The sequence below is a fragment of the Devosia litorisediminis genome, from assembly GCF_018334155.1.
GTDB classification, from domain to species: Bacteria; Pseudomonadota; Alphaproteobacteria; order Rhizobiales; family Devosiaceae; genus Devosia; species Devosia litorisediminis.
Map to the genome: position 1 here is coordinate 146,095 of NZ_JAGXTP010000001.1, position 21,919 is coordinate 168,013.

At 61.3% G+C, this 21,919-nt stretch carries 27 protein-coding genes; 9 read left to right on the forward strand and 18 right to left on the reverse strand.

Annotation, left to right across the window (positions count from 1 at the left end):
* Window positions 1-48 precede the first annotated feature (48 nt).
* Window positions 49-402: a carboxymuconolactone decarboxylase family protein gene (locus KD146_RS00680; protein ID WP_212656845.1), complete on the reverse strand. Its 354-nt coding sequence runs from the start codon at window positions 400-402 to the stop codon at window positions 49-51.
* Between the two features lie 104 nt (window positions 403-506).
* Window positions 507-713 carry a SlyX family protein gene (locus KD146_RS00685; protein WP_212656846.1) on the reverse strand — a complete coding sequence of 69 codons (207 nt, stop codon included), beginning with the start codon at window positions 711-713 and terminating at the stop codon, window positions 507-509.
* Between the two features lie 178 nt (window positions 714-891).
* On the opposite strand from KD146_RS00685, the gene KD146_RS00690 reads away from it, so the two are divergent.
* The 4 genes from KD146_RS00690 (at window position 892) to KD146_RS00705 (ending at window position 4,278) form a co-directional block, all read left to right on the forward strand.
* Window positions 892-1,446, forward strand: a complete 555-nt coding sequence (locus tag KD146_RS00690) for a tryptophan-rich sensory protein (protein ID WP_212656847.1) — start codon at window positions 892-894, stop codon at window positions 1,444-1,446.
* Window positions 1,447-1,515: 69 nt separating this feature from the next.
* On the forward strand, window positions 1,516-2,154 hold the full coding sequence (locus KD146_RS00695) for a DsbA family oxidoreductase (protein WP_212656848.1): 639 nt from the start codon (window positions 1,516-1,518) through the stop codon (window positions 2,152-2,154).
* 82 nt (window positions 2,155-2,236) lie between these two features.
* Complete coding sequence (locus KD146_RS00700) at window positions 2,237-3,049, forward strand: alpha/beta hydrolase (RefSeq protein ID WP_212656849.1); 813 nt, start codon at window positions 2,237-2,239, stop codon at window positions 3,047-3,049.
* A complete protein-coding gene (locus KD146_RS00705) occupies window positions 3,046-4,278 on the forward strand; it encodes a multidrug effflux MFS transporter (RefSeq protein ID WP_212656850.1) in 1,233 nt (410 codons plus the stop codon). The genes KD146_RS00700 and KD146_RS00705 overlap by 4 nt, the downstream gene beginning before the upstream one ends.
* 90 nt (window positions 4,279-4,368) lie before the next feature.
* Here KD146_RS00705 and rpsU read toward each other — a convergent pair whose 3' ends face one another.
* A complete protein-coding gene (gene rpsU / locus KD146_RS00710) occupies window positions 4,369-4,638 on the reverse strand; it encodes a 30S ribosomal protein S21 (protein WP_212656851.1) in 270 nt (89 codons plus the stop codon).
* 233 nt (window positions 4,639-4,871) lie between these two features.
* On the opposite strand from rpsU, the gene KD146_RS00715 reads away from it, so the two are divergent.
* Window positions 4,872-5,564: an alpha/beta fold hydrolase gene (locus tag KD146_RS00715; protein WP_212656852.1), complete on the forward strand. Its 693-nt coding sequence runs from the start codon at window positions 4,872-4,874 to the stop codon at window positions 5,562-5,564.
* A 7-nt stretch (window positions 5,565-5,571) separates the two neighbouring features.
* Here the strand turns inward: KD146_RS00715 and KD146_RS00720 are convergent, their stop codons facing one another.
* From KD146_RS00720 to KD146_RS00730, 3 genes are all read right to left on the reverse strand, one after another.
* Window positions 5,572-6,663 carry a 5-(carboxyamino)imidazole ribonucleotide synthase gene (locus KD146_RS00720; protein WP_345790717.1) on the reverse strand — a complete coding sequence of 364 codons (1,092 nt, stop codon included), beginning with the start codon at window positions 6,661-6,663 and terminating at the stop codon, window positions 5,572-5,574.
* Window positions 6,664-6,666: 3 nt separating this feature from the next.
* Window positions 6,667-7,161: a 5-(carboxyamino)imidazole ribonucleotide mutase gene (purE, locus tag KD146_RS00725; RefSeq protein WP_269370203.1), complete on the reverse strand. Its 495-nt coding sequence runs from the start codon at window positions 7,159-7,161 to the stop codon at window positions 6,667-6,669.
* Between the two features lie 75 nt (window positions 7,162-7,236).
* Entirely contained in the window at window positions 7,237-7,443 is a 207-nt protein-coding gene (locus KD146_RS00730) for a YdcH family protein (RefSeq protein ID WP_212659049.1), read from the reverse strand.
* A gap of 164 nt (window positions 7,444-7,607) precedes the next feature.
* Between KD146_RS00730 and KD146_RS00735 the strand changes: the two genes are divergently transcribed.
* The gene (locus KD146_RS00735) at window positions 7,608-7,778 is read left to right on the forward strand and encodes a YdcH family protein (protein ID WP_212656853.1); all 171 of its coding nucleotides are present in this window, start codon (window positions 7,608-7,610) and stop codon (window positions 7,776-7,778) included.
* A gap of 90 nt (window positions 7,779-7,868) precedes the next feature.
* On the opposite strand, the gene KD146_RS00740 is transcribed toward KD146_RS00735, so the two are convergent.
* The 4 genes from KD146_RS00740 to KD146_RS00755 all read right to left on the reverse strand — a co-directional run bounded on the left by KD146_RS00740 (window position 7,869) and on the right by KD146_RS00755 (window position 12,412).
* Window positions 7,869-8,636 (reverse strand): sulfite exporter TauE/SafE family protein, encoded by a 768-nt coding sequence (locus KD146_RS00740; protein ID WP_212656854.1) that lies wholly within the window; start codon window positions 8,634-8,636, stop codon window positions 7,869-7,871.
* Window positions 8,637-8,660: 24 nt separating this feature from the next.
* The gene (locus tag KD146_RS00745) at window positions 8,661-10,511 is read right to left on the reverse strand and encodes a monovalent cation:proton antiporter-2 (CPA2) family protein (protein WP_212656855.1); all 1,851 of its coding nucleotides are present in this window, start codon (window positions 10,509-10,511) and stop codon (window positions 8,661-8,663) included.
* An 18-nt stretch (window positions 10,512-10,529) separates the two neighbouring features.
* Window positions 10,530-11,255: a DUF1013 domain-containing protein gene (locus KD146_RS00750; RefSeq protein WP_212656856.1), complete on the reverse strand. Its 726-nt coding sequence runs from the start codon at window positions 11,253-11,255 to the stop codon at window positions 10,530-10,532.
* Window positions 11,256-11,398: 143 nt separating this feature from the next.
* A complete protein-coding gene (locus KD146_RS00755; RefSeq protein ID WP_212656857.1) occupies window positions 11,399-12,412 on the reverse strand; it encodes an NAD(P)H-quinone oxidoreductase in 1,014 nt (337 codons plus the stop codon).
* Window positions 12,413-12,490: 78 nt separating this feature from the next.
* Between KD146_RS00755 and KD146_RS00760 the strand changes: the two genes are divergently transcribed.
* Window positions 12,491-12,673, forward strand: coding sequence for a DUF1192 domain-containing protein (locus KD146_RS00760; RefSeq protein ID WP_212656858.1), 183 nt, complete (start codon window positions 12,491-12,493; stop codon window positions 12,671-12,673).
* A gap of 593 nt (window positions 12,674-13,266) precedes the next feature.
* Window positions 13,267-13,785, forward strand: coding sequence for a protease adaptor protein RcdA (gene rcdA / locus KD146_RS00765; protein WP_249327545.1), 519 nt, complete (start codon window positions 13,267-13,269; stop codon window positions 13,783-13,785).
* A gap of 3 nt (window positions 13,786-13,788) precedes the next feature.
* Here rcdA and KD146_RS00770 read toward each other — a convergent pair whose 3' ends face one another.
* On the reverse strand, window positions 13,789-14,073 hold the full coding sequence (locus KD146_RS00770; protein ID WP_212656859.1) for a YciI family protein: 285 nt from the start codon (window positions 14,071-14,073) through the stop codon (window positions 13,789-13,791).
* 79 nt (window positions 14,074-14,152) lie between these two features.
* Window positions 14,153-14,374: a 50S ribosomal protein L31 gene (gene rpmE / locus KD146_RS00775; RefSeq protein ID WP_212656860.1), complete on the reverse strand. Its 222-nt coding sequence runs from the start codon at window positions 14,372-14,374 to the stop codon at window positions 14,153-14,155.
* 221 nt (window positions 14,375-14,595) lie between these two features.
* Here rpmE and KD146_RS00780 point away from each other — a divergent pair, with 221 nt between their 5' ends.
* Complete coding sequence (locus tag KD146_RS00780) at window positions 14,596-16,416, forward strand: ABC transporter transmembrane domain-containing protein (RefSeq protein ID WP_212656861.1); 1,821 nt, start codon at window positions 14,596-14,598, stop codon at window positions 16,414-16,416.
* Window positions 16,417-16,422: 6 nt separating this feature from the next.
* Here KD146_RS00780 and KD146_RS00785 read toward each other — a convergent pair whose 3' ends face one another.
* From KD146_RS00785 to KD146_RS00810, 6 genes are all read right to left on the reverse strand, one after another.
* Window positions 16,423-17,448, reverse strand: coding sequence for a peptidoglycan -binding protein (locus tag KD146_RS00785; protein ID WP_212656862.1), 1,026 nt, complete (start codon window positions 17,446-17,448; stop codon window positions 16,423-16,425).
* A 4-nt stretch (window positions 17,449-17,452) separates the two neighbouring features.
* The gene (locus tag KD146_RS00790; RefSeq protein WP_212656863.1) at window positions 17,453-18,439 is read right to left on the reverse strand and encodes a flagellar motor protein MotA; all 987 of its coding nucleotides are present in this window, start codon (window positions 18,437-18,439) and stop codon (window positions 17,453-17,455) included.
* A gap of 139 nt (window positions 18,440-18,578) precedes the next feature.
* The gene (locus KD146_RS00795; protein ID WP_212656864.1) at window positions 18,579-19,373 is read right to left on the reverse strand and encodes an inositol monophosphatase family protein; all 795 of its coding nucleotides are present in this window, start codon (window positions 19,371-19,373) and stop codon (window positions 18,579-18,581) included.
* A gap of 2 nt (window positions 19,374-19,375) precedes the next feature.
* Window positions 19,376-19,942 carry an elongation factor P gene (gene efp, locus KD146_RS00800; protein ID WP_212659051.1) on the reverse strand — a complete coding sequence of 189 codons (567 nt, stop codon included), beginning with the start codon at window positions 19,940-19,942 and terminating at the stop codon, window positions 19,376-19,378.
* A gap of 120 nt (window positions 19,943-20,062) precedes the next feature.
* A complete protein-coding gene (locus KD146_RS00805; RefSeq protein ID WP_212656865.1) occupies window positions 20,063-21,181 on the reverse strand; it encodes a tetratricopeptide repeat protein in 1,119 nt (372 codons plus the stop codon).
* Complete coding sequence (locus tag KD146_RS00810; protein ID WP_212656866.1) at window positions 21,178-21,774, reverse strand: thiamine phosphate synthase; 597 nt, start codon at window positions 21,772-21,774, stop codon at window positions 21,178-21,180. Before KD146_RS00810 ends, KD146_RS00805 begins: the two co-directional genes overlap by 4 nt.
* Window positions 21,775-21,919 lie beyond the last annotated feature (145 nt).

Sequence of the window (21,919 nt, forward strand, 5' to 3'; positions counted from 1 at the left end):
GCGCCAGAAGCCGGCATAGTCGCCGGGTCTGCCGAGGTGCGGACGCGGCTAGCTTTGGGGGCCACCAAGTTGATCCCAGGCGGCTACGGCATTGGCGGAGTACATCAACGATGGCCCGCCGCCCATATAGATTGCCATGCCCAGGGTCTCCTGAAACTCGGCCCGAGTGACACCCAGCTTGATCAAGGCTTCAGTGTGAAACCCGATACAGCCATCGCAGTGGATGGCGACCGCAATGGCCAGCGCCATGAGCTCCTTGGTCTTTTTGTCGAGTGCGCCATCGCGGCTGGCAGCTGCGGCCATGGCCGAAAAACCAGCCATCACATCAGGGATGTCCTTGCGCAGGATCTTGGCGCCAGCGGAAATTTCCTTGGTGATATCGGGGTAGCTCTTCTCGCCCATGGCTGGTTTCCTGACGGCTGACTGGTGACGGGCACCATCAAGCACAGCAGGGCTTGCTCAGCCTTGCGCCAGATCAATTGCTGGCGCGCAAAAGCCGGGTGGCTTCAATAATGGGGTGGTGGCGGCTCGCTGGAGGGGTCGGCAATATGGACGCCCGAGCGGACCTGCTCTACAATGGTGCCCAGCTTGCGCGTGAGCATATCGATCTGCCGCCACTGTGCGGTGATAGTGGCGTTAAGCTCGTCAATTGTGTGGTCCTGAAAGGCCACGCGGGTTTCCAGCGCTTCCAGGCGATCGGCGATATCGGTCATGGCGGATCCTTCGGTTTGGCCGGTTCTAGCGCAACGCGGCGCATTCGCCCAGCCAGCCAGAGGCACCGCGGACCGTTTGTGAGTGTGTTCACCTTGGCGTGCGCATTGACGTAAAGGGAAACCATTTGGCGTGCCGGGGATTGTTCCTGTCAAGCAATAGCAATGGCGGACCCCGCGCATGGCGAACACAGACACAGTTTCACGCCCGATACAGTCTACGCTCGATGCGGACAGACGCGATATGCTTGGGCTGGTGCTAAGCGGCGCGCTGCCACTTTCGCTTTTCGTGATCGCCAATGGTCTGGCCGAGCTCAATAGTATTGTGCCGCTGTTTTTTGCGCCATTCGGTCTGCCTGGCTGGTTCGGTGCAGCTGTTCATATCGCCAGCCTGCCGCTGTTTGGCGTGGCCCGCTGGATGGTGGCTGATCGCGGTAGCGATGGCCGGCATGCGGGATGGTGGCTGGTTGGCCTGATGGCTGGCAGCATTACCCTGCCATTTCTGGTGACCCCGCTGGATTCCCTGATGTTGAGCCTAGTCGCGATGGCGCTGTTGGTAACCGCACTTTCGGCAATCCTGCGCGTAGCCAAAGTGTCGCCCAAGGCCGCGCTGGTAATGCTGCCCGGCGTATTTTGGATGGGGCTGAGTGCCTTTATCGGCTTGAGCCTGCTGGCCGGCTGGGCACCGCCTTTTGGGCTGACCAATCACAATGGTCAGGCGATGCAGCCGAACTAGGTTACGCCGGGGTGCGTGCTTGCAGTTCATGCCTATCCGCGCCATGTGAGGGGCAGAAAAGGATTTGCCATGACCAAAATGCTCAAAATCGATGTGTTCACCGACGTTGTCTGCCCCTGGTGCGTTGTCGGGTCGGCGCGGCTGGACAAGGCGATCGCAGCATTGCCGGAAGACATCGAGGTCGTGGTGGAGAACCATCCGTTTTATCTCGACCCCAATACGCCTGAAGAAGGCGTCAACGTGATCGAAATGCTGCGCGAGAAGTACGGCCGCGATCCCCGTGAGATGTGGGACCGGGTCGAGAGTGAGGCCAAACGGCTGGGCATTGATCTGGACCTGAGCAAGACCGAGCGTCGCTATCCGACCAAGAAGGCCCATACAGTAACCCGGCTGGCCAAGCCACTGGGTGTGCAGCATGAACTGGCCAATGCCATTGCCAATGCCTATTTCCTTGAGCATCGCGACATCCACGACGACAATGTGCTGGCCGATATCGCCGTCGCGTACGGCATGGATCGCGGCGATGTGCTTGATGCAATAAATGACGAAAATGAGCTGGAGATTACCGAGCAGCTGGCCACGGACGCGGCGGCACAGGGCATTCGTGGCGTGCCATTCTTCATTTTTGGTGAAAAGTACGCGCTGTCGGGTGCCCAGCCTGACGAGGTGTTTGACCGCGCGCTGGCCCAGACCATCGAAGAGCTCTAAGGCCAAGTCAGGCCATCGGATCGCTGGCGCAATGGTGCCAGTGGTGTAAATTCGGCACCTGTGATTTGCCGGGGTTTGGTTTGTGAAGCTGATGTTGCGCGTTCTGCTCATCGCCGTTGTGGCGCTGGTGATCTTCTATGGCGGCGTGTTTGGCTATGTGTTCGTCAACCAGCGGGCACTGCAATATTCTCCCGACGGACCGATAACGGCGCTCGCCGACACTGAATTGAGCGCGGCTGAAGCCGTTGCGATTGCCTCCGGCGATGGGGTTATCAATGGCTGGTACCAGGCACCTCAGACGGGCAAGCCGGTGATCCTCTATTTCAAGGGCAATTCGGGCAGCTTCAGCGAAGAGCATAGTCGTTTTGAGCAATTCGCGGATGCCGGCTATGGTTTTCTGGCCTTCGACTATCGCGGTTTTCCGATGTCACCGGGTGAAATCAATCAAACCAACATCCTGCAGGACGCCACCAGCGCTTTTGACTGGGTGAGTCAGAAAGGCTTTCCCGTTGTGATCTGGGGGCGTTCGCTCGGCTCGGGTCCATCCACCTATGTGGCCAGTATTCGTGAGGCAAAGGCACTGCTGTTTGAGGTGGGCTTTCTGTCGGCCCTGACGGTGGCCAATGAGCGCTATCCGTTCCTGCCAGTCGGGCTGGCCATGGCTGACCGTTTTGAGGTCAATGAATGGATACTTGATGTCAGCGAGCCAGTGCTTGTGGCGCATGGCACAGGCGATGAAACAATCGATGTCAGCAATGGCGAGCGGGTATATGCGCTTGCGCCCAATCCGGACGCGCTGTGGATCGTGCCAGAGGCGGGGCATAGCGATCTGTGGGCGCTGGGTCTGTGGGCGCGTGCTGATGCGTTCTTCCAGCGGGCAATGGCCGCACAGTGAGCTCTCCAGTACCATTTGCAACGCCGATGTCGGCGCGGCGCACCGCGCTGGTTGGCGGGCTGATGGTGGCAGCTGGTCCGTTGTCGATCTCGTTATATGGACCTGCGCTGCCCACCATTGTCAGCGAGCTGGGCACCACCGATGCCATGGGCAAGCTGTCGCTGGCGGTGTACTTCGGCGCTTTTGCGCTGGCGCAGCTGGTGTGCGGCCCGCTCTCGGATAGTCTAGGGCGTCGCAAGGTCACCGTGCTGTTCCTGATGTTCTACGTGGTTGGCAGTCTGGTGGCGGCTTTGGGCGCCAGCGTCGAGATGCTGCTGCTGGGTCGCGTGTTGCAGGGTATAGGCGTGTCAGTCGGTGTTGCCCTGTCGCGGGCCATGGTGCGCGATCAGTTCACCGGCGCGGAATCGATCCGTATCATGACCCTGATCAATCTCATCCTGACGGTGGCGCCCGCCATTGCGCCGACGCTGGGCAGCGTCATGTTGCTGTTTGGCAGCTGGCATCTGCTGTTTCTGGTAATGGGCGCCTATGGCCTGGGCCTGATTGCGCTGACGCAATGGGCGACGCGCGAAACCCATCCGGTAGCTGCGCGGGTGCCGTTTCGCCTGGGTAGCGTCATGCGCAATTACGGGGCGTTGCTGACCTCCTCGGCGTTCATGATTCCGGGTCTGGTACTGGCGCTGTCGTTTGGTGGTTTTTACGGCTTCGCCGCACTGTTGCCGTTCGTGCTGATCGGGGAGATTGGACTGAGCACGTTCCAGTTCGCCATGGTCATGCTGATCCAGACTGGCTCGTTCATTGCTGGCAATGTGCTGGCAGGCTACGCCGCGTCGCGCTTGACCGGCACGCGCATGGTGCAGGTCGGGCTGGTGTTGATCGGGCTGGCCGGGATCGGCTTTGCGATCGGCTTGCGGCTCTATCCAGACGCGGTGCTGGCCGTGATGCTGCCAGTGGCGCTGTGGATGCTGGCCATGGCCTTTATCGGACCGAGCACCACCTCTGCTGCCATGGCTGGCTTTGGCAGCATTGCGGGCGCCGCAGGGGCCATGACAGGGGTGTTTCAGATCGGTGGCGGCTTTGTCGGCTCGACGCTGGCAAGCCTAGCCTTTGCCACCGCCAGCGACGCGCTGACCACACTGATCCCGGTCATGGCGGGGCTCACCATTGCGGTGGCACTGCTGCACCGGATCGCGTTTCGCTCCAAGAGCATCCACCCGCCGCAGACCTGAGTGTCAGCAATGCCGGGTCATCGCTTCAATCAGACACGACAAAACGCCGCCCCGAAGGACGGCGTTTCAAATTCTTGAACGCTCAGGCGCTTAGTTGCGCGGCGTAGCTGCTGCACTTGGACGCGCGGGCTGACCCGGACGTGACGTTGGAGCAGGAAGACCGCCTTCACGCTGTGCGCGCTTGCGAGCCAGCTTGCGAGCGCGACGGATCGCCTCGGCCTTCTGGCGAGCCTTCTTCTCAGATGGCTTCTCGTAGTAGTTACGAAGCTTCATCTCGCGGAAGACACCTTCACGCTGCAGCTTCTTCTTAAGCGCACGGAGCGCCTGATCTACGTTATTATCGCGAACGACTACTTGCAAAGGTCAACCGCCCTTTCGAAGCTTGGACATGTGGGTTTGGATCGTGGCGCCGGAACAAAATACCCCGTCGCCGACCAGCAGGGCTGATCACCGTGGGGCGGTCTATAGCCCAGCCTTGGGGTCTTGTCCACCGACTCGTGGAGAAAAACCAAGGAAGTCTCACGGTCGGACTTGTTCACAGCACCGGCACGCGAAACAGTCGCAGAGATGATTTTGCTCATGGAGGCAGGGATATGACAAGTGCGTTGGTGTTGCTGCCCGGTTTGAACTGCGACGAACGGCTGTGGCGCGATGTGATAAGCGGGCTGAACGCGGCCGTGGAGCCGCTGGTGGCTGACTATGGAGCCGCCGATTCCATAGCGGGAATGGCAGCGTCCGTGCTGGCCAGGGCCCCTGAGCGGTTCGCACTGGCCGGCTTGTCGATGGGCGGCTATGTGGCGCTCGAAATCATGCGGCAAGCCCCGGAACGGGTTGAGCGTCTTGCACTGCTCGATACGGCGGCGGGCGCGGATGATGATGCGCGCAAGCAGACGCGGCGCGCCGGTATAGAGGCGGCAGAGCAGGGCAAATATGGTCTGGTGATCCGCACCATGCTGGCCGGTCTAGTGGCGCCACAGCATCTCGATACAGCTATTGCCGCTGACGTGCTGACAATGGCGGAACGCACCGGGGCGCAGGCCTATATACGGCACCAACACGCCATTATGGGGCGAATCGACTCGCGACCGTCACTGGCCGATATTGCCGTGCCGACGCTGGTGGGGGTGGGCGCGCTGGATATGTTGACGCCACCGGCGCTGGCCGAGGAGATGGCCGCAGCGATCGCGGGCGCGCAACTGGTGCTATTTGCCGAGGCGGGTCACATGTCCACCATGGAAGCACCTGAAGCCGTTGTCGGGGCTATGAGCGGCTGGATGGCGCGCTAAAGCAGGCCTAGCGGCGGCGGGTGATGCGATTGACATGGCCCATCTTGCGGCCTGGTCGTGCTTCGGCCTTGCCATAAAGATGGGCTTGGGTGTTGCCATCAATCTCGCCCGGGACCGTATTGACGGCGTCGCCGATCAGGTTCTCCATCACGACATCAGCCATCCGGGCGGGATCGCCCAGCGGCCAGCCGAGCACGGCGCGGATGTGCTGCTCAAACTGATCGGTGAGGCAGACTGCCTCGGTCCAGTGACCCGAATTGTGCACGCGGGGCGCGATTTCGTTGACGGTCAGGCTGGGGCGCTCTTCACCCGGCACAACGAAGAACTCAACGCCCAGCACGCCGACATAGTCGAGCGCCACCACGATGACCTTGGCCAGCATGGCTGCGTGTTTCTCAACGCCGGGAGCGATATCGGCGGGTACAGTGCTGGTGTGCAGGATGTGGTTGGTGTGCACGTTTTCCGCGGCGTCGAAGCTTTTGACCTCGCCACCGGCATTGCGAGCCACGACCACCGAGATTTCCTTCTCGAACGGCACGAAGGCTTCTAGCACCAGCGGCTTGGGTTCGAGCGCCGCGAAGGCGCTTGCAGCGTCCTGCGGGGTGCGCAGGACGCGCTGGCCCTTGCCGTCATAACCCAGCCGTGTGGTCTTAAGGACGGCGGGCAGGCCGAGCGCCGCGATGGCGGCCTCCAGATCGGTCAGGGATTCGATAGCGCGATATGAGGCGACCGGAATGTTCTTGGACGCCAGAAAGGTCTTTTCGGCGAGCCGGTCCTGGGAAATGGCCAGCGCATTGGCGCCGGGGCGCAGCGGCTTGCGCGCGGCAAGGAACTCCGCGGTTGCCGCCGGGACGTTCTCGAATTCATAGGTAATGACGTCGACGGCGTCAGCGAAGGCCGCCAGCGCCGCTTCATCATCATAGGCGGCAACGGTCTTGTGCGGGGTGACCTCAAAAGCGGGGCTGTCGGGGTCGGGGCAAAAGATGTGGGTGCGCATGCCCAGTCGCGCGGCGGCCATAGCCAGCATGCGGCCGAGCTGACCACCACCGAGAATGCCAATCATGCTGCCAGCGGGCAGAGGGGTCGTATCGTGGGCCACAGGCTACTCGGTATCGGCAGGGAACATGGGAACAGACTCGGTCTGTCGGGCGCGGTAGGCGTCGAGGCGGTCGGCCAGATCTTCATCGGACAGGGCCAGCACGGCGGCGGCGATCAGGGCGGCGTTGATGGCGCCTGGCTCGCCAATGGCTAGGGTGCCCACCGGAATGCCGCCGGGCATCTGGACGATGGAGAGCAGGCTGTCCTGGCCGCTCAGGGCCTTGGAGCGCACTGGTACGCCAAACACCGGCAGTGGCGTCATGGCGGCGATCATGCCGGGCAGGTGGGCGGCGCCGCCAGCGCCGGCAATGATCACCTTGAAGCCTTCGGCCCGGGCATTGCTGGCAAATTCGACCAGTCGATCGGGCGTACGGTGGGCAGAGACGATGCGCGCTTCATACTCGACCTCGAGTGTTTCAAGGGTCTCGGCGGCAAGGCGCATGGTGGGCCAGTCGGACTGGCTGCCCATGACGATGGCGATCTGTGGTTTGGTGAGCACGGCCGATTCCCCTATCGGTCTTTGCAAAGCGCGGAACTAGCCCAAATGTTGCCACACATCAAGCGCGGGGCACCATCAGGCGATGATGTCGGGCAGGAGAATGTTCTCCAGTTCAACGATGCGATCCTTGAGCGCCAGCTTGCGCTTTTTCAGACGCTGCAAAAGCATGCGATCGGCGACGTGAGACTCAGTCAGCGTATCGATGGCAGCGTTGAGATCTGAGTGTTCCTGGCGTTTTGTGGCCAGTTCCAGACCGTACTGGGCTTCTTCTTCTTTGGTCAGCGACAGCATGAATTCGAACGCACCCCAGCGCCGTGCAAGATACCCTTGGTTAACCGATCACGGGACGTTTTGCACCCGATTTTCGGTCGCTGTACGAAGACAGTCGACAAGCCGTGAATTTTTTGTGACGATCAGGTGTCCATAGAGGCTTTCAAGGAGTTGTCATGACGACTGAAGGGCATATCGCGGCGCTCGAACGGCGCCATCAAGAGTTGGACCGCCAGATCCAGGCCGAAATGCAAAGTACCAAGGCCGACAATCTGATGGTTAGCGCGCTCAAGCGCAAAAAACTCGAAGTGAAGGACGAAATCTACCGGTTCAATACAACAAGTTAAACCGCGGCGCGGAATTTCCCCCAGTTGGGGTGAAGGGTCACAGCAGAAGCTGCGGCCCTTTTTTATTGCCCGGTTGATGGCGTTATGGGCTCAAAGGCCCAAGAAGACGCCACGGAAGCCGTCCCAGACCAGCTTGAGCGCCAGCAGGAATACCAGCCAGTAAGCGATGCGGTAAAACAGCTTCATCGAGATGCGGCGCACCAGGAAGATGCCGGCGAAAACGCCAACAATGCCGACCGGAATGAACATCGCCGATAGCTGCAGATTGTGCACGTTGAGCTGTCCCAGGAAGAAATAGGGGATCAGCTTGGATGTGTTGACGATGGCAAAGAAAACCGCCGAGGTGCCCGCATAGATTGCGGGTGGCAGGCGCTGGGGCAGCACATAAATCTGAAAGGGTGGGCCACCGGTGTGGCTGATAAAGCTGGTGAAGCCGGCAAAGCTACCCCAGAAGATTCCCCAGGGCTTTGAGGGCGGCAAGCCCTCGAGCTTCTTGCGAATGGGCAGCAGCGCATCAAGGATGAACAGCAGGGTGATAACGCCGACAAACAGCAGCACGGCGGCGTCGGAGACAAAGGCCCAGAGCACCCAGCCCACAATTGTGCCGACCGCTGCGCCGGGCAGCATCATGCGCAGTACCCGCCAGTCGACTTCCTTGCGATAGGCGTAAACGGCGATGGCATCCATGGCCAACAGGACAGGCAACATTACGCCAGCGGCATCGCGCGCAGGCATGATCAGGCTGAGCAGAGGCACGCCGACCATGCCCAGGCTGCCAAGCAACCCTGCCTTGGACAAGCCAACAATAAGCACAGCGATGACGGCGATCGTCACGAAGTAGGGATCAAATATGGGCATGGAAACAGTCCGGAGAGGTGCGTACTAGTCGGTACGCTTCGTCTCGTCTTTGTCAACCGGTGTGGCCGAACTATCTGCCTTCATGGCCTCGGTAAGCAGGCCCATGGCATTGCGCACCATGCCGATATAGGCCTTTTCATCTTCGCGCACGGCGAAGCTGTCCTTGAGCAACTGGTTGTCATGCGCCTCAAAGGCGCTGGCCAAGCGTTCTGCCTCTTCAGGCTCGTGTCCCAGTTTGACGAGCACTTTGGTGCCCAGATTGATGGCGGAGCGGAACGTCTCGCGCTCGAAGACCTCGACACCCATGGCCATCAAATCGTGGGCGTGACCGCGATCGACTGCGCGGGCGGCAATGGTGACATGGGGGTAGTGGCGATGAATATTGCGGGCAATGGCCAGAATGCGGTCGCGACCCCCCACGGCGATGACCACCAGTTCGGCGTTCTGGACGCCTGCGGCGTGTAGCAGGTCCAGACGCGAGGCATCGCCATAGAACACTTTGACGCCAAAGCGCCGCACCAGTTCGATCTGCACCGGATCGTCGTCGATCAGGGTCATGTCGAAACCCTGGGCGCGCAGCATGCGGGTGACAATCTGGCCGAAGCGGCCATAGCCGAGCACAACTATCTTGCGATGTTCGTCAATGTCGTCATCGGCACGATCCGGACTGCGCGCATCAAGGCGCGGTGCAATCAGCTTGTCAAAGACCAGCAGCAGGAGCGGCGTGGTGATCATGGAGAGAGCCACGGCCACACTCATGGTGTCGTAGTCGGCGGCAGCAATGGCATTTTCGGTGCGGGCCAGTTGCAGCACCACAAAGGCGAATTCGCCTGCTTGACTGAGCATGATGGCGAATAGCATGCGATCGGCAAAATGCATGCGGAACATCGAGGCGAGCCCGAACAGGATGGCCATCTTGATGACGACCAGTCCAATTACGATCACCAGAATGCGGATGGGATCGGTGGCCAGCACCGAAAAGGCAATCGACATGCCCACCGAGATGAAGAACAGCCCGAGCAGAAGCCCCTTGAAGGGCTCCAGATTGCTTTCGAGTTCATGACGGTACTCGCTATCAGCGAGCAAGACGCCGCCGATAAAGCCGCCCAACGCGGGCGAGAGGCCAAGATACTGGGTGATGACGGCAGCGCCGACCACCATGGCCAGCCCCATTGCAGTAAAGGCTTCGCGTACCTCGGTGCGGGCGACATAACTGAGCAGCGGACGCACGACATAGCGCCCTGCGACCAGCGCGGCGACAAAGGCCCCGACCACTGAAATCGGCATGATCCAGTCGACGGGACTGTCGAGGGCTTCGACGGCCTGGGTCACTTCGGCGTTCATTGCCGCGCCGCTGCCAGCAATGGCCAGTAGGGGTATCGCGGCCAGCACCGGAATGATGGCGACATCCTGTACCAGCAGCACGGCCAGGCTGGCGCGCCCGGTATCGGTGGTGGTGATGTCGCGCTGTGCAACTGTCTGCATGGCAATGGCGGTGGACGACATGGCCAGAGCCAGCCCCATGATGACCGCAACGTTCCAGTTCACCCCGGTCAGTGTCAGCAGCACGCTGATCACTGCGGATGTGGCAATGATCTGGGTCACCCCAAGGCCAAGCACCTTGTGGCGCATGCGCCAGATTTCGGAGGGCTGTAGATCCAGGCCGATCAGGAACAGCATCATGACGATGCCGAATTCGGCGATGTGGCGGGTGGTTTCGGTGTCTGACACCAGACCCAGCCCATAGGGGCCGATCAGAATGCCGGCTGCAAGATAGCCCAGCACGGTGCCAAGGCCAGCGGCCTTGGCCAGGGGGACCAGCGCAACGCTGGCCGCCAGGAGCACGAAAATGGCCAGCAGGATGTTGTTTTCCATTCTGCCAGCCGTTCCTGCTTAGTTGTCGGTGTCGTTAGGGATCGACTTGAGCTTGGAGAACACCGAGTCCGCATCGAAATCGTCCTGCGCTTCGGCGGGACGGTGATCGTTGGCAGCAAACTCGCCATCTTCGTCGCTGTGACCGCGGGCGCCGGAACGGGCCAGCGCTTCCTCGGCCGTCATCAGCATGGTGCCTTCGGCCAATTCGTCAACGCCCGGACCACCCTTGGAGGCGCGACGCACTTCAAGATCGAGATCGATCTGGCTGCACAGGCCCAGTGTTACGGGGTCCATGGCGGCGAGGTTGGCGGCGTTCCAGTGGGTGGATTCACGGACCGAGTCGATGGTCGACTTGGTGGTGCCTACCAGACGCATGATCTGGGCGTCCTTGAGTTCGGGATGATTGCGCACCAGCCACTTGATGGCGTTGGGGCGTTCATTGCGACGCGAAATCGGCGTGTAGCGTGGGCCCTTGCGCTTGGCAGCGGCAACGCGAACCTTGGGCTCGCTCAGCTTGAGGCGATAGGCTGGATCGCCCTCGGCCTTTTCGATTTCTTCGCGGGTCAGCTGACCGTTCTGGATCGGGTTGGCACCCATAATGCCGCCGGCGACATCGCCATCGGCAATGCCCTGAACTTCAAGTGGGTGAAGCGTGCAGAAGGCGGCGATCTGGTCGAACGACAGCGCAGTGTTGTCAACGAGCCAAACGGCGGTCGCCTTGGGCATCAACAGTGGCTGGGTCATGATAAATCTCTCCTGCAGGCGCGGCCGGTTTTCCTCCGGACCGCTCCGCCTCTTTGCTTCGTGCTGAGGGGGAACATCGCCAATATATGGATTTATGGGCTGATCCGCAATGGCAATATGGGCTTTGCCCACTGGCTGATGGGCTAATTGGCGGCGCCGAAGGGCGTCAGCAGCACCAGTTTGCCCAGATGGTTGCGCCCCTCCATTGCACGGTGTGCTGCCGCAGCGTCCGCGATAGGGAAGCTGGTGACTCTGGGCCGGACGAAATCGGGTCGGGCCAGAGCCGGCAGCAAGTGGGTGCGGATGTGGTCGGCAATGGCGGCTTTGGTGCCGGCGGTCTGCGGGCGCAGGGTAGAGCCCGACAGTGTCAGCTGCTTGGCCATAATGGTGCGCAGGGGGATTTCGGCGCTGGCGCCGTCCAGTGTCGAAACCTGCACGATGTGCCCCCCGCGGGCGGAGGCTGTGATATTGGTGAGCGCCATGGCCCCGCCGATAATATCAAGCACGCGGTCGACGCCGGCGCCATCGGTCAGCGCGAGCGCCCGAGCGGCAATGTCTTCTGTCTCGTAGTTGATGGTGGCATGAGCACCGAGCGCTCTGGCGTAAGCGGTTTTCTCGTCGGATGACACCACGGCAATCGCCTTGGCGCCCAAAATGCAGGCAATCTGGATGGCCGCGCCGCCAATGCCGCCAGCGGCGCCATGGATCAGAACATTCATGCCGGCCGTGAGCCCGGCGCGCATCACCAAAGTCTGGGTCACGGTGAACCAGGTTTCGGGTAAAGCGGCAGCGTCAGCCAGGCTCCAGCCATGGGGTACCGGCAGGACCTGACCGGCGGGGACAGCGACGAAATCGGCGTAACCGCCGCCATTGGTCAGCGCCATCACCCGATCGCCAAGCTGCCAGCCCGTCACGGCGGCCCCGATACCGATAATTTCGCCGGAGACTTCGAGTCCGGGCAGGGGCGAGGCACCGGGTGGGGGATCATAATGGCCGCGCCGCTGCGCCAGGTCGGGGCCGTTGACCCCGGCGGCGGCCACGCGGACCAGCACATCGCCGGGGCCGCTTTCGGGCATGGGCCAGGGCTGGCGGACAAGAACATCAGGATCACCGGGGCGGGTGATGGCGACAGCTTGATTGGTTTCGGAAATGCTCATGGACGCATGCTGAGCGAACTGGGCTTGCTCGGCAAGCCTGTCACGATAAGCTGAGCAATCGTAGTGCAGGAGGCCGCGATGGACGAAGACGCAATCAACACGCCCAAGACGCATGAGGTCGGCATGCCGATCGAGACGATGTCGGTTGAGGAACTGCAGGGGCGCATTAGCCTGCTGGAGAGCGAAATCGTTCGGCTACGGGTCGCCATCGAGGCGCGTGGTGAAACCCGTCAGGCGGCAGAGTCGATCTTCAAGTTCTAGAGACTGAGATGCAGGGCAGGCTTGGATCGGGCCGCTGGTACGGGCCGTGGCTGCCCTGCGGCAGGCGTGCCGGGGGCTGGTTCGATTGGCGTTGATGCTGTTGGCGTCTGGGTGGGGTGACCGCCATCAGACTCATCAACAGACCAGTGGCGGCTCCGGGGGACAGGCTGGTCATGATCGATCTCCAAATCGGCAGGGACGTTGACGACAGCACAGCAGAGCCAGGCTGCACGCTATCGGAATCACCCGTTCATCTTCGATTCATCCAGTGCCTTCCGCGGCGCGCCAAGTGAACAGGCCGGGAAGCGACAGGGTTAAGAAATCGACTCCTGTTAACGCGCAATTAACCGGTTCGCGCTAACCTCTCATTATTCAGATTGTTCTGGATTTTTCAGAGTGGTTTCTCCCTCTGTTTGACGCCTCCCTGTTAACTTCGAGAGCGGCTCACCCCGCTCTTTTTTCTTTTCTGGCGTCTGTTGCTCATCCTGTTGCCTTCGTCTTAAAGCTCCTTTCATGCTCATAGTGCCTGATAGGGCGACGCGTTGGGCTTATGCCCAAGGCGTGTGTGCGTGCGCGAGTGAGGAGACAGTCAATTGGCAGATGCGAGTGAAACGGGATCAGCCATTGCGATTGGCCCACGGATCGTGGCCGCGGGCGGGTTCGACCTGCTCTACCGAGAAGGCATGTCACTGATCGAGGAAGTGGCGGGTTATCTTGATGGCGAAGGCCGCAATGACAGCCGGATCCTGAGCCGCGAAGCTTCGTTTGTTTACGCAACGGAATCGATGCGCCTGACGACGCGGTTGATGCAGCTGGCCTCCTGGTTGCTTCTGCAGCGTGCGGTCAATGAGGGCGAGATCACCAAGGAAAACGCCCGCTCTGAAAAAGAGAAGGTGAAGTTCTCGGCGACACCGTCCGAGCGCGGTGGCCCCGGCTATGACCAATTGCCGGGCACGCTGCGCGACTACATCGACAAGGGTGACCGGCTGTTCGACCGGGTCATGCAGTTCGATACGCTGGAGCGCGGCAAGGTGAGCGAACTTGATCCGGGCACTGCGAATGGCATTGCCGACCAGTTGGCGCGGCTTAAAGCAGCGTTCGGGCGGGCCTGAGGCCTAGCCTGTCAATCCATCCAGACCTTCAGCTGTCCGTGACAGCTCGATCTCCATTACCTCATAGCGCGCGACAGCTTCGGTCACGAAGGGGTCCTGGGCAAGATAGGCCTCAATGGCTGCGCGATCACCCTTGGCCAGAATCAGGCCGCCAGTGCGCGGTACCTTGCGGCCCGAAGCGAGAAACCAACCCTTGTCATAGCCGGCATTGACCCAGTCGATATGGCCGGCCATGACCGCGTCGGCCCGTTCAAGAGAAGCAATATAGGTCAGTGACAGGATCAGCATGGCGGCGCCTAGTGAGGAAAAAGGACAAGAAAAAACCCGGCGCGAATGGCCGGGTTTTTCAAATCTGTCACAGGCTGGATTAGATGCCCAGGCCCTTGAAACGCTCCTTGAAGCGCGAAACGCGGCCGCCGCGGTCGAGCAGCTGGCCCGTACCACCGGTCCAAGCCGGATGGGTCTTGGGATCGATATCGAGCTGCAGCGTGTCGCCTTCTTTGCCGTAGGTCGAACGCGTCTGGTATTTGGTGCCGTCGGTCATGACCACGTTGATGACGTGGTAGTCCGGATGAGTATCAGCCTTCATCGTATTCGCCTCAAATCAAACGGGCGCCGCAGCGCCCGGAGAGCATCTAGAACTGGTGTTGGGCGCTTCATACAGAAACCCTGCTCAATCTGCAAGGGCGTGGGCGCGGCAATTTCGCGCCGGACAAAGCGGTTGTCGGAGCAGGCCCCAGTGCCTATATCGGTGCCACAGCGTGGCCCGGAAATTCTGGACCCATCTCTCAAGAGTGGCGTAACCGAGCGATGACAGACCAAGCCGTCCCCGTCCAGACCGATTCCAACAAGAGTGAAAACCAGCCCAAGGCGGCGCCGCGCAAGCTGCAGCCGCTGCGCAGACTGGTGCCGTTTATCCTGAGATATCCGGTACGGCTGTCACTGACCGTATTGTTCCTGCTGCTGTCGGCGGTGTCTTCACTGTCGATCCCGGCGGTGCTGGGTGGGGCGATTGACGAGGGCTTTATCCAGCAGAATCTGGAGAACGTGGCACGCTATGGCTGGCTGATCGTGGGTATTGCCGCGGTTATGGCCCTGGCTAGCGGTGCGCGGTTCTACTTTATCTCGGTGATTGGCGAACGCGTGTTGGCCGATCTGCGACAGGCTGTGTTCGTGCATCTGCTGCGGCTCGACGCGCGCTATTTCGATACCAATCGGGTCGGTGAACTCACCAGCCGGCTCAACGGCGATGTTGCGGTGATCCGCAATGCGGTGGGCTCGAGCTTCTCGCTGGCCCTGCGCTCCATGGTGACCATTATCGGTGCGCTCGTGATGATGTTCCTCACCAGCCCGGTGCTGACGCTGGCGGTGGTGATTGCGGCGCCGGCCCTGCTGCTGCCATTGATTGCCTATTCGCGCCGGCTGCGCGGCATGTCGCGCCGCACGCAGGACGCGCTGGCTGATCTGTCGGCCATGGCCACAGAGATGCTGGGCGCAACCCGCACCGTCAAATCCTTCACCCAGGAAAATGCGCAATCGGCAATCTACGACGCGCGCAGCGAAGACAGCTATCAGGCCGAGATCAAGCGCCTGGGCGCGCGCTCGGTGCTGGTTGGTCTGGTGATCTTTCTGGGTACTTCGGCTGTGGTGTTCCTTGTTTGGTGGGGCGCCCGTTCGGTGTTTGCCGGCACCGTGACTGCAGGCCAACTTACCCAGTTCCTCGTCTATGCCCTGATGGCCTCGGGCGCGCTGACCAATGTCAGCGAAGTGCTGGGCATTTTGCAGACCGTTGCGGGCGCCACTGAGCGGTTGACGGAAATCCTCGATACCGAGGCGACGATTACCGATCCGGCCAATCCAGTTGCGTTGCCAAGCCCTGCTCTGGGCACGGTGGATTTTGATCATGTCGATTTCGGCTATCAGACCAGCGGCTTTGAACGGGTGCTCAGCGATGTGAGTTTTTCGGTCGGGGCAGGCGAGACCGTCGCGCTGGTGGGTCCGTCGGGCTCGGGCAAGTCAACCACGCTGTCGCTATTGCAGCGCTTTTACGATGTGAACGCCGGCACCATTCGCGTCGACGGAATCGATATTCGCGATGTGCGGCTGCAGGAGTTGCGGCAGCGTTTTGCCTATGTCGAGCAGGAGCCGACCATCTTTGCGGGGACGATCGCGGACAATATCCGCTTCGGCAAACCCGAGGCGAGCCACGCCGATGTCGAGGCAGCGGCCAAGGCCGCATTGGTGCATGATTTCGTGATGGAATTGCCGCTGGGTTATGACGCCATTGTCGGCGAACGTGGCGTGATGCTGTCTGGCGGGCAGAAGCAGCGTCTGGCGATTGCGCGCGCGATTCTGAAGAACGCACCGATCCTGCTGCTGGATGAAGCCACCAGCGCGCTGGATGCGCAGAGCGAGCAGCTGGTGCAGAAGGCGCTGGAGCATCTGATGCAGGGGCGCACCACGCTGGTAATTGCGCACCGTCTGGCAACGATCCGCGACGCCGACAAGATCCTGGTGCTTGATGCGGGCCGCATCATCGACCAGGGGACCCATGACCAGCTGGTGACCAAAGGCGGCCGCTATGCCGAATTGGCCAAACTGCAGTTCCGGCTTGAAGACATCCCCGCCTGACCGGGGTCAGCCCTCGGTCAGCTTGAACTCGATGCGACGATTGCGGCGATAGGCATCGTCGTTCTCACCGGGGTCGAGTGGGGTGAACTCGCCAAAGCCAGCGGCAACCAGCCGGTTGGGCGAGACGCCCTTGCTGACCAGATACTGCGCCACCGAGATGGCCCGGGCTGCCGAGAGTTCCCAGTTCGAGGGGAAGCGGGCATTGCTGATCGGACGGCTGTCGGTATGGCCATCAATGCGCAGCACCCAGTTGATGTCGGCCGGGATTTCGGTTTCCAGCTGGAGAATGGCGTCAGCCAGGGCATCAAGGTCGGGCAGGCCCTCGGACTGCACATCGGCCTGGCCGGCCTCGAACAGCACTTCGGACTGGAACACGAAGCGATCGCCGACGACGCGCACATCGGCGCGGCCTTCCAGAATTTGCCGCAGACGGCCAAAGAAATCGGAGCGATAGCGGGTCAGGTCCTGAACGCGCTGCGCCAGGGCTACGTTGAGACGGCGCCCGAGATCGGCAATCTGGGTGCGCGACTGGACATCACGCGCCTCTGAGGCCTCCAGAGCCATCTCGAGAGCGCCAATCTGGGTGCGCAAGGCGGCTAGTTGCTGGTTCAGCAATGCAACCTGGGCATTGGCCTCGTTGGACAGCTCCTGGGCCGCCAGCAAATCACCCTGCAGACCGGCAATGGTATCGTCCTTGCCATCAATGCCCGCGCCGATGCCGGCGAGCTGATTGCTCAGGCTGGTGTTTTCGGCCTGGGCGCTGCCCAGCGTGGCGGTCAGATTGGCAATCTGGCTGGTCAGATCATCGGAATTGGCGCGTTCGAGCTGCAGCAGATCGGTGAGCTCGGCGATCTGGCTGTTGAGCCGGGCCAGGGCCGTATCGCGCCCCTGGATCTCCTGACCCAGAAAGAACTGGGTCAGCATGAACAGGCTGAGCATGAAGATGATGACCAGCAGCAGGCTGGACAGGGCGTCAACGAAGCCGGGCCAGTAATTGGCCTCGATGCGCCGACGCGAACGGGCTCCCGGCATGGACCTAGTTCCGCCGCTCGTTGTCAGACTGGGTCAGCACGGCGTCAATCAGTTCGCGCAGTTTGCGATTGGTTTCGCCCTGCTCGTCGATATGCTTGCGCAGATCATCCTGCTCAGTGCGCATGTGTTTGACCAGGCCATCGATCCCGCGTGCCAGTTCGGCCATGGCGCGAATGGCGTTCTGGCTGGAGTTCTGGTTCTGCATGGAGCTGCCAAGCTTGTCGAACATGGCCTGCATTTCGGGGCCGCCGGCATTGGCCTGCATGGCGCTGACCGGGTGATCAAGCTCGGTCATGGAGGTCATCCAGTCTTCGAGGTCGGTATAAAAGGCGTTCTGCGCCTGGCTGGTCTGCAGGTCGAGAAAACCCAGCACAAGCGAGCCGGCCAGACCAAACAGGGAGGACGAAAAGGCGGTGCCCATGCCGGCCAGCGGGGCCGTCAGCCCGTCCTTGAGGTTGGAAAACAGGGCCGCAGAATCGCCCGCGGTCACATCGAGCTGATTGATGACCCCAGCTACCGAGGTCACGGTCTGCAGCAGACCGTAAAACGTACCCATCAGGCCCAGGAAAACCAGCAGGCCGGTCAGATAGCGCGAGGTGTCCTTGGCTTCGTCGAGACGATTGCCGACGCTGTCGAGAATGGAGCGCATCGAGGAGGGGGTAATCACCGCCTCGCCGATCCGCTCACGCAGAATGCCGGCAACAGGCGCCAGAAGGATGGGCGCGCGCACATTGGTTGAGGTGCCGTCCTGAAGCGAATTGACCCACTTCACTTCGGGAAACAATCTGGCAACCTGCCGAATGCTCAGGAAGATGCCGATCGCCAGGGCAAAGAAGATCATCGAGTTGATGAACGGGTTGGCCCAGAAAAAGGTGGTGATGGTGCTGAACAGGATCGCACCGACCAGAACCACCAACACCAGAAAGATCAGAATCTTGATGAGGTAAACAGTGGGACTGGCGAGGTGATAGGGATCGTAGCCTTGCGTCATCTATGCCTAAACCTTGCCCAGCCCGCAAATCAGTTGGTGCAAGATTAGTCAGAGCTGCCGGATGGGGCAATGACAAAGGTCAAAGCGATCGCGGGTGTGAACGCGGCGCCATGATGGATGCCGCCGCGTTGAGCCAATCCTACTGGATGGGCTTGAGTTCCTTGAGCAGCAAAGGCTGCAGGATTTCGTTGCCAGCCACGATCTGACCGTTCCAGACCGAACCGGTGGTGCCAGCGTAATCGCTGACGAACCCACCGGCTTCCTTGACCATGAGCATGCCGGGCGCGACATCCCAGGGCGCCAGACCGGCTTCCCAGAGGGCGTCGTAACGGCCGGCAGCGAGCCAGGCCATGTCCATGGCTATCGAGCCTGAACGGCGAATGCCGGCGACAGCGGGGTTGATATGGCCCAGCTGGCGCAGCTGGAGCGCGTCATTGGCCGTGCCCTGGGTCTTGATGCCGGTGCACACGACAGCGTCCGAGAGGCTGCGACGACCGGCAACGCGCAGGCGCTTGCGGTCATTGAGCCAGGTGCCGCCGCCCTTTTCGGCCGTGTAGAGCTCATCCATGATCGGGTTGTAGATCACCGATGCCACGATCTCGTTGGCGCGCTCGAGCGCAATGGCAACGCCAAACAGCGGGATCGAGTGCAGGAAATTGGTGGTGCCATCAAGCGGGTCGATGATCCAGCGATGCTGGCCATCGGTGCCGGCCACTTCGCCACCCTCTTCCATCAGGAAGGCATAGGTGGGACGTGCCTTTTGCAGTTCACCAAAGATGATCTGCTCGGCCCGCAGGTCGGCCTTGGAAACAAAGTCTGCCGGTCCCTTGCGGGATACCTGCAGGTTTTCGACTTCATTGAAGTCCTTGGTCAGTGATTTGCCGGCCTTGATAGCCGCGCTCACCATGACATTGAGGATAGCTGAACGTGCCATTGTCAGTCCGCCCGACGCAAATAGGTGGTTTCGTTGGTGTCGACGACGATGCGTTCGCCAACGGCGATAAAGGGCGGCACCATGACCTTGAGGCCATTGCCAACCTTGGCAGGCTTGAACTGGTTGGAGGCGGTCTGACCCTTGGTAACGGGATCGGCCTCGATCACTTCAAGCACAACATTGGGTGGGAAGCGCACGCCCAAAGGGGTGTCCTCGTGCATTTCCAGGGTAATCTTCATGCCATCGGACAGGAAAGCGGCGCGCTCGCCGACGAAATCCTTGGCCAGCTCGACCTGCTCGTAGCTCAGCTGATCCATGAACACCAAGCTGTCGCCCTGCTCATAGAGATAGGTGAAGTCACGGAATTCGAGTTCGACCTGCTCGACGGTCTCGGCGGAGCGGAAACGCTCGTTGAGCTTGGTGCCGGTCAGGATGGCTTTGAGCTCAACCTGCGCATAGGCGCCGCCCTTGCCGGGCTTGACGTGATCGACCTTGACGGCGACCCAGAGACGGTCCTGGATGTTGAGGACGAAGCCGGGGCGAATTTCATTGCCGTTGATCTTGGCCATGCGGATGGTGCTTTCGGTGCGCAAACTGTTGGTGCGGGCCACGCGCGCCGGATGCGGCTGGCCGAAGGTTGATTGAGCTGATGGGCGTGGCGGGCTTATTGCCCCAGAACGCGGGTGGGTTCAAGGGTTTTGCGGTTCGGTGGGCTGGGCCGGTTCTGACGCGCTAGCCTCTGGGGCGGTGTCACTCGGCGCTGGGGGCGTCTGTTCTGGCGATTGGGTGACGCTGGGAACTTCGAAAATGGTCTCGATCTTTGGCACGGTTGCTGGCTCAAGCGGCCAGAAGCGGGCGCGCTCCTCGGCTTTGGCAAGATCCTCGGCGGGGATAGACACCAGCAGCCGGTCCAGCGAGGGATCGCTGAGGCCCTGACGCCGGGCCAGGGCGCGCCACATGGCGGCCTCCTGCAAATCAAGCGGCACGCCCTCGCCGACAGCGAGAAGCTTGGCATAGCGATTCTGAGCCACGGCATTACCGGCCTCTGCAGCCCTGGCATACCAGGCGACGGCGGCCTCGATATCCTGGTCGATACCCTGCCCCATATAGAGCAGGGTGGCATAATCGATCTGGGCGGCGATGAGGTTCTGCTCGGCAGCCAGTTCGATATAGCGGGCGCCCTTGACCGGGTCGGGTGGCATGCCGGCGCCTTCGATCAGCATGGTGCCGTAATCGTACTGCGCTTCGGGCAGCTCGGCTTCGGCAGCCTCAAGCATCAGGGCCGCGGCGGTGGACAGGCTGGGCGAGGCGTAAACACCCTCGATATGGAGCAGGGCCATATTGTATTTGGCTGGCACATAGCCTGCCTGGGCAGCCTTGTTGAACAGGTCAGCGGCACGGGCGCGGTTCTTGGGCACGCCGATGCCTTCCTGATAGAGCAGGGCCAATTCGAACGTGGCAAGCACATCGCCGTTATTGGCGGCCAGCTGATACCAGCCTGCGGCGCGCTGATCGTTCTGGGCTACACCGAGGCCCTTGGCATAGATTTCGGCGATAAGGGTTTGCGCGGCCGCATCGCCCTGTTCGGCGCGCGGCAGGGCAAATTCAAGCGCGGTCAGGAAATAGCCGCGCTGAAAGGCACCGAAGGCCAGATCGGTCGGCACGCGCGGGCCAAAGATCTGGTCGCTGATGCGTTCGGCTGGCCCTTCCTGCGGCGCATCAGTTGTTGTGGCGGCTTCCTGGGCCGTTACCGGTGCGGCGGCGAGCAGCGCCAGCAGGCTTGCAGCGATCAGCCGGGGCAGGGTCATGCCGCGCCCAATGCATCAACGATGGTGGCGGTGGCGGCCACGGGATCCGCTGCCGACCAGATGGAGGTGGACAGAGCAAGAAATTCGGCGCCGCGCGTGTCGGTAGTGGGCGACGCGGCCGGATCGCTCAGGACCGCCGGAATTTCAAAGGTCGTGGCCCACCATTCAGCCAGGTCGGCGGCATTGGTGTCGCTGGCGCCGGCGAGCGGACCGAAGAACACGTAGTCGACGTTCATTTCGCCAACGGTCATGGCATCGTGTCGGGTTGCCAGGTTGCCCGCGCCCACGATCATGGATGGCTTGATGGCCGCAATCGCGGCCTTGAGGGCCACTGGCCCTTCAGTGACATGCACACCATCGGCACCAATCTTTTTGGCCAGCGCCGTGTTATTTTCGACCAGCACAGCGCAGCCCGCGGCTTGGCCCATGGCGACCAGTTCGGTTGCCAGTTTGGCATAGGCGGCGTCATCCAGCGATCCGCGCTGCACCAGCAGAGCAGAGAAGGTGGCGGCGTTCAGCACTGCGGCCACTGTCGCGGATGCCGTGTGCAGATCGGCAGTGGCTGGGGTGATCAGATACAGCTGGGGTGCCATGGGTTCTCAATACTCGACGCTAGAAGCCTCTTCATGATGGGCCATTTTGGCAATAAAGAGGACGCCCCTCCAATAGGGGAAGGCAAACCTGGGCGCAAAGAAAATGCGCGCCCCCGGGAGGAGGACGCGCATCAGTTGTGACGTT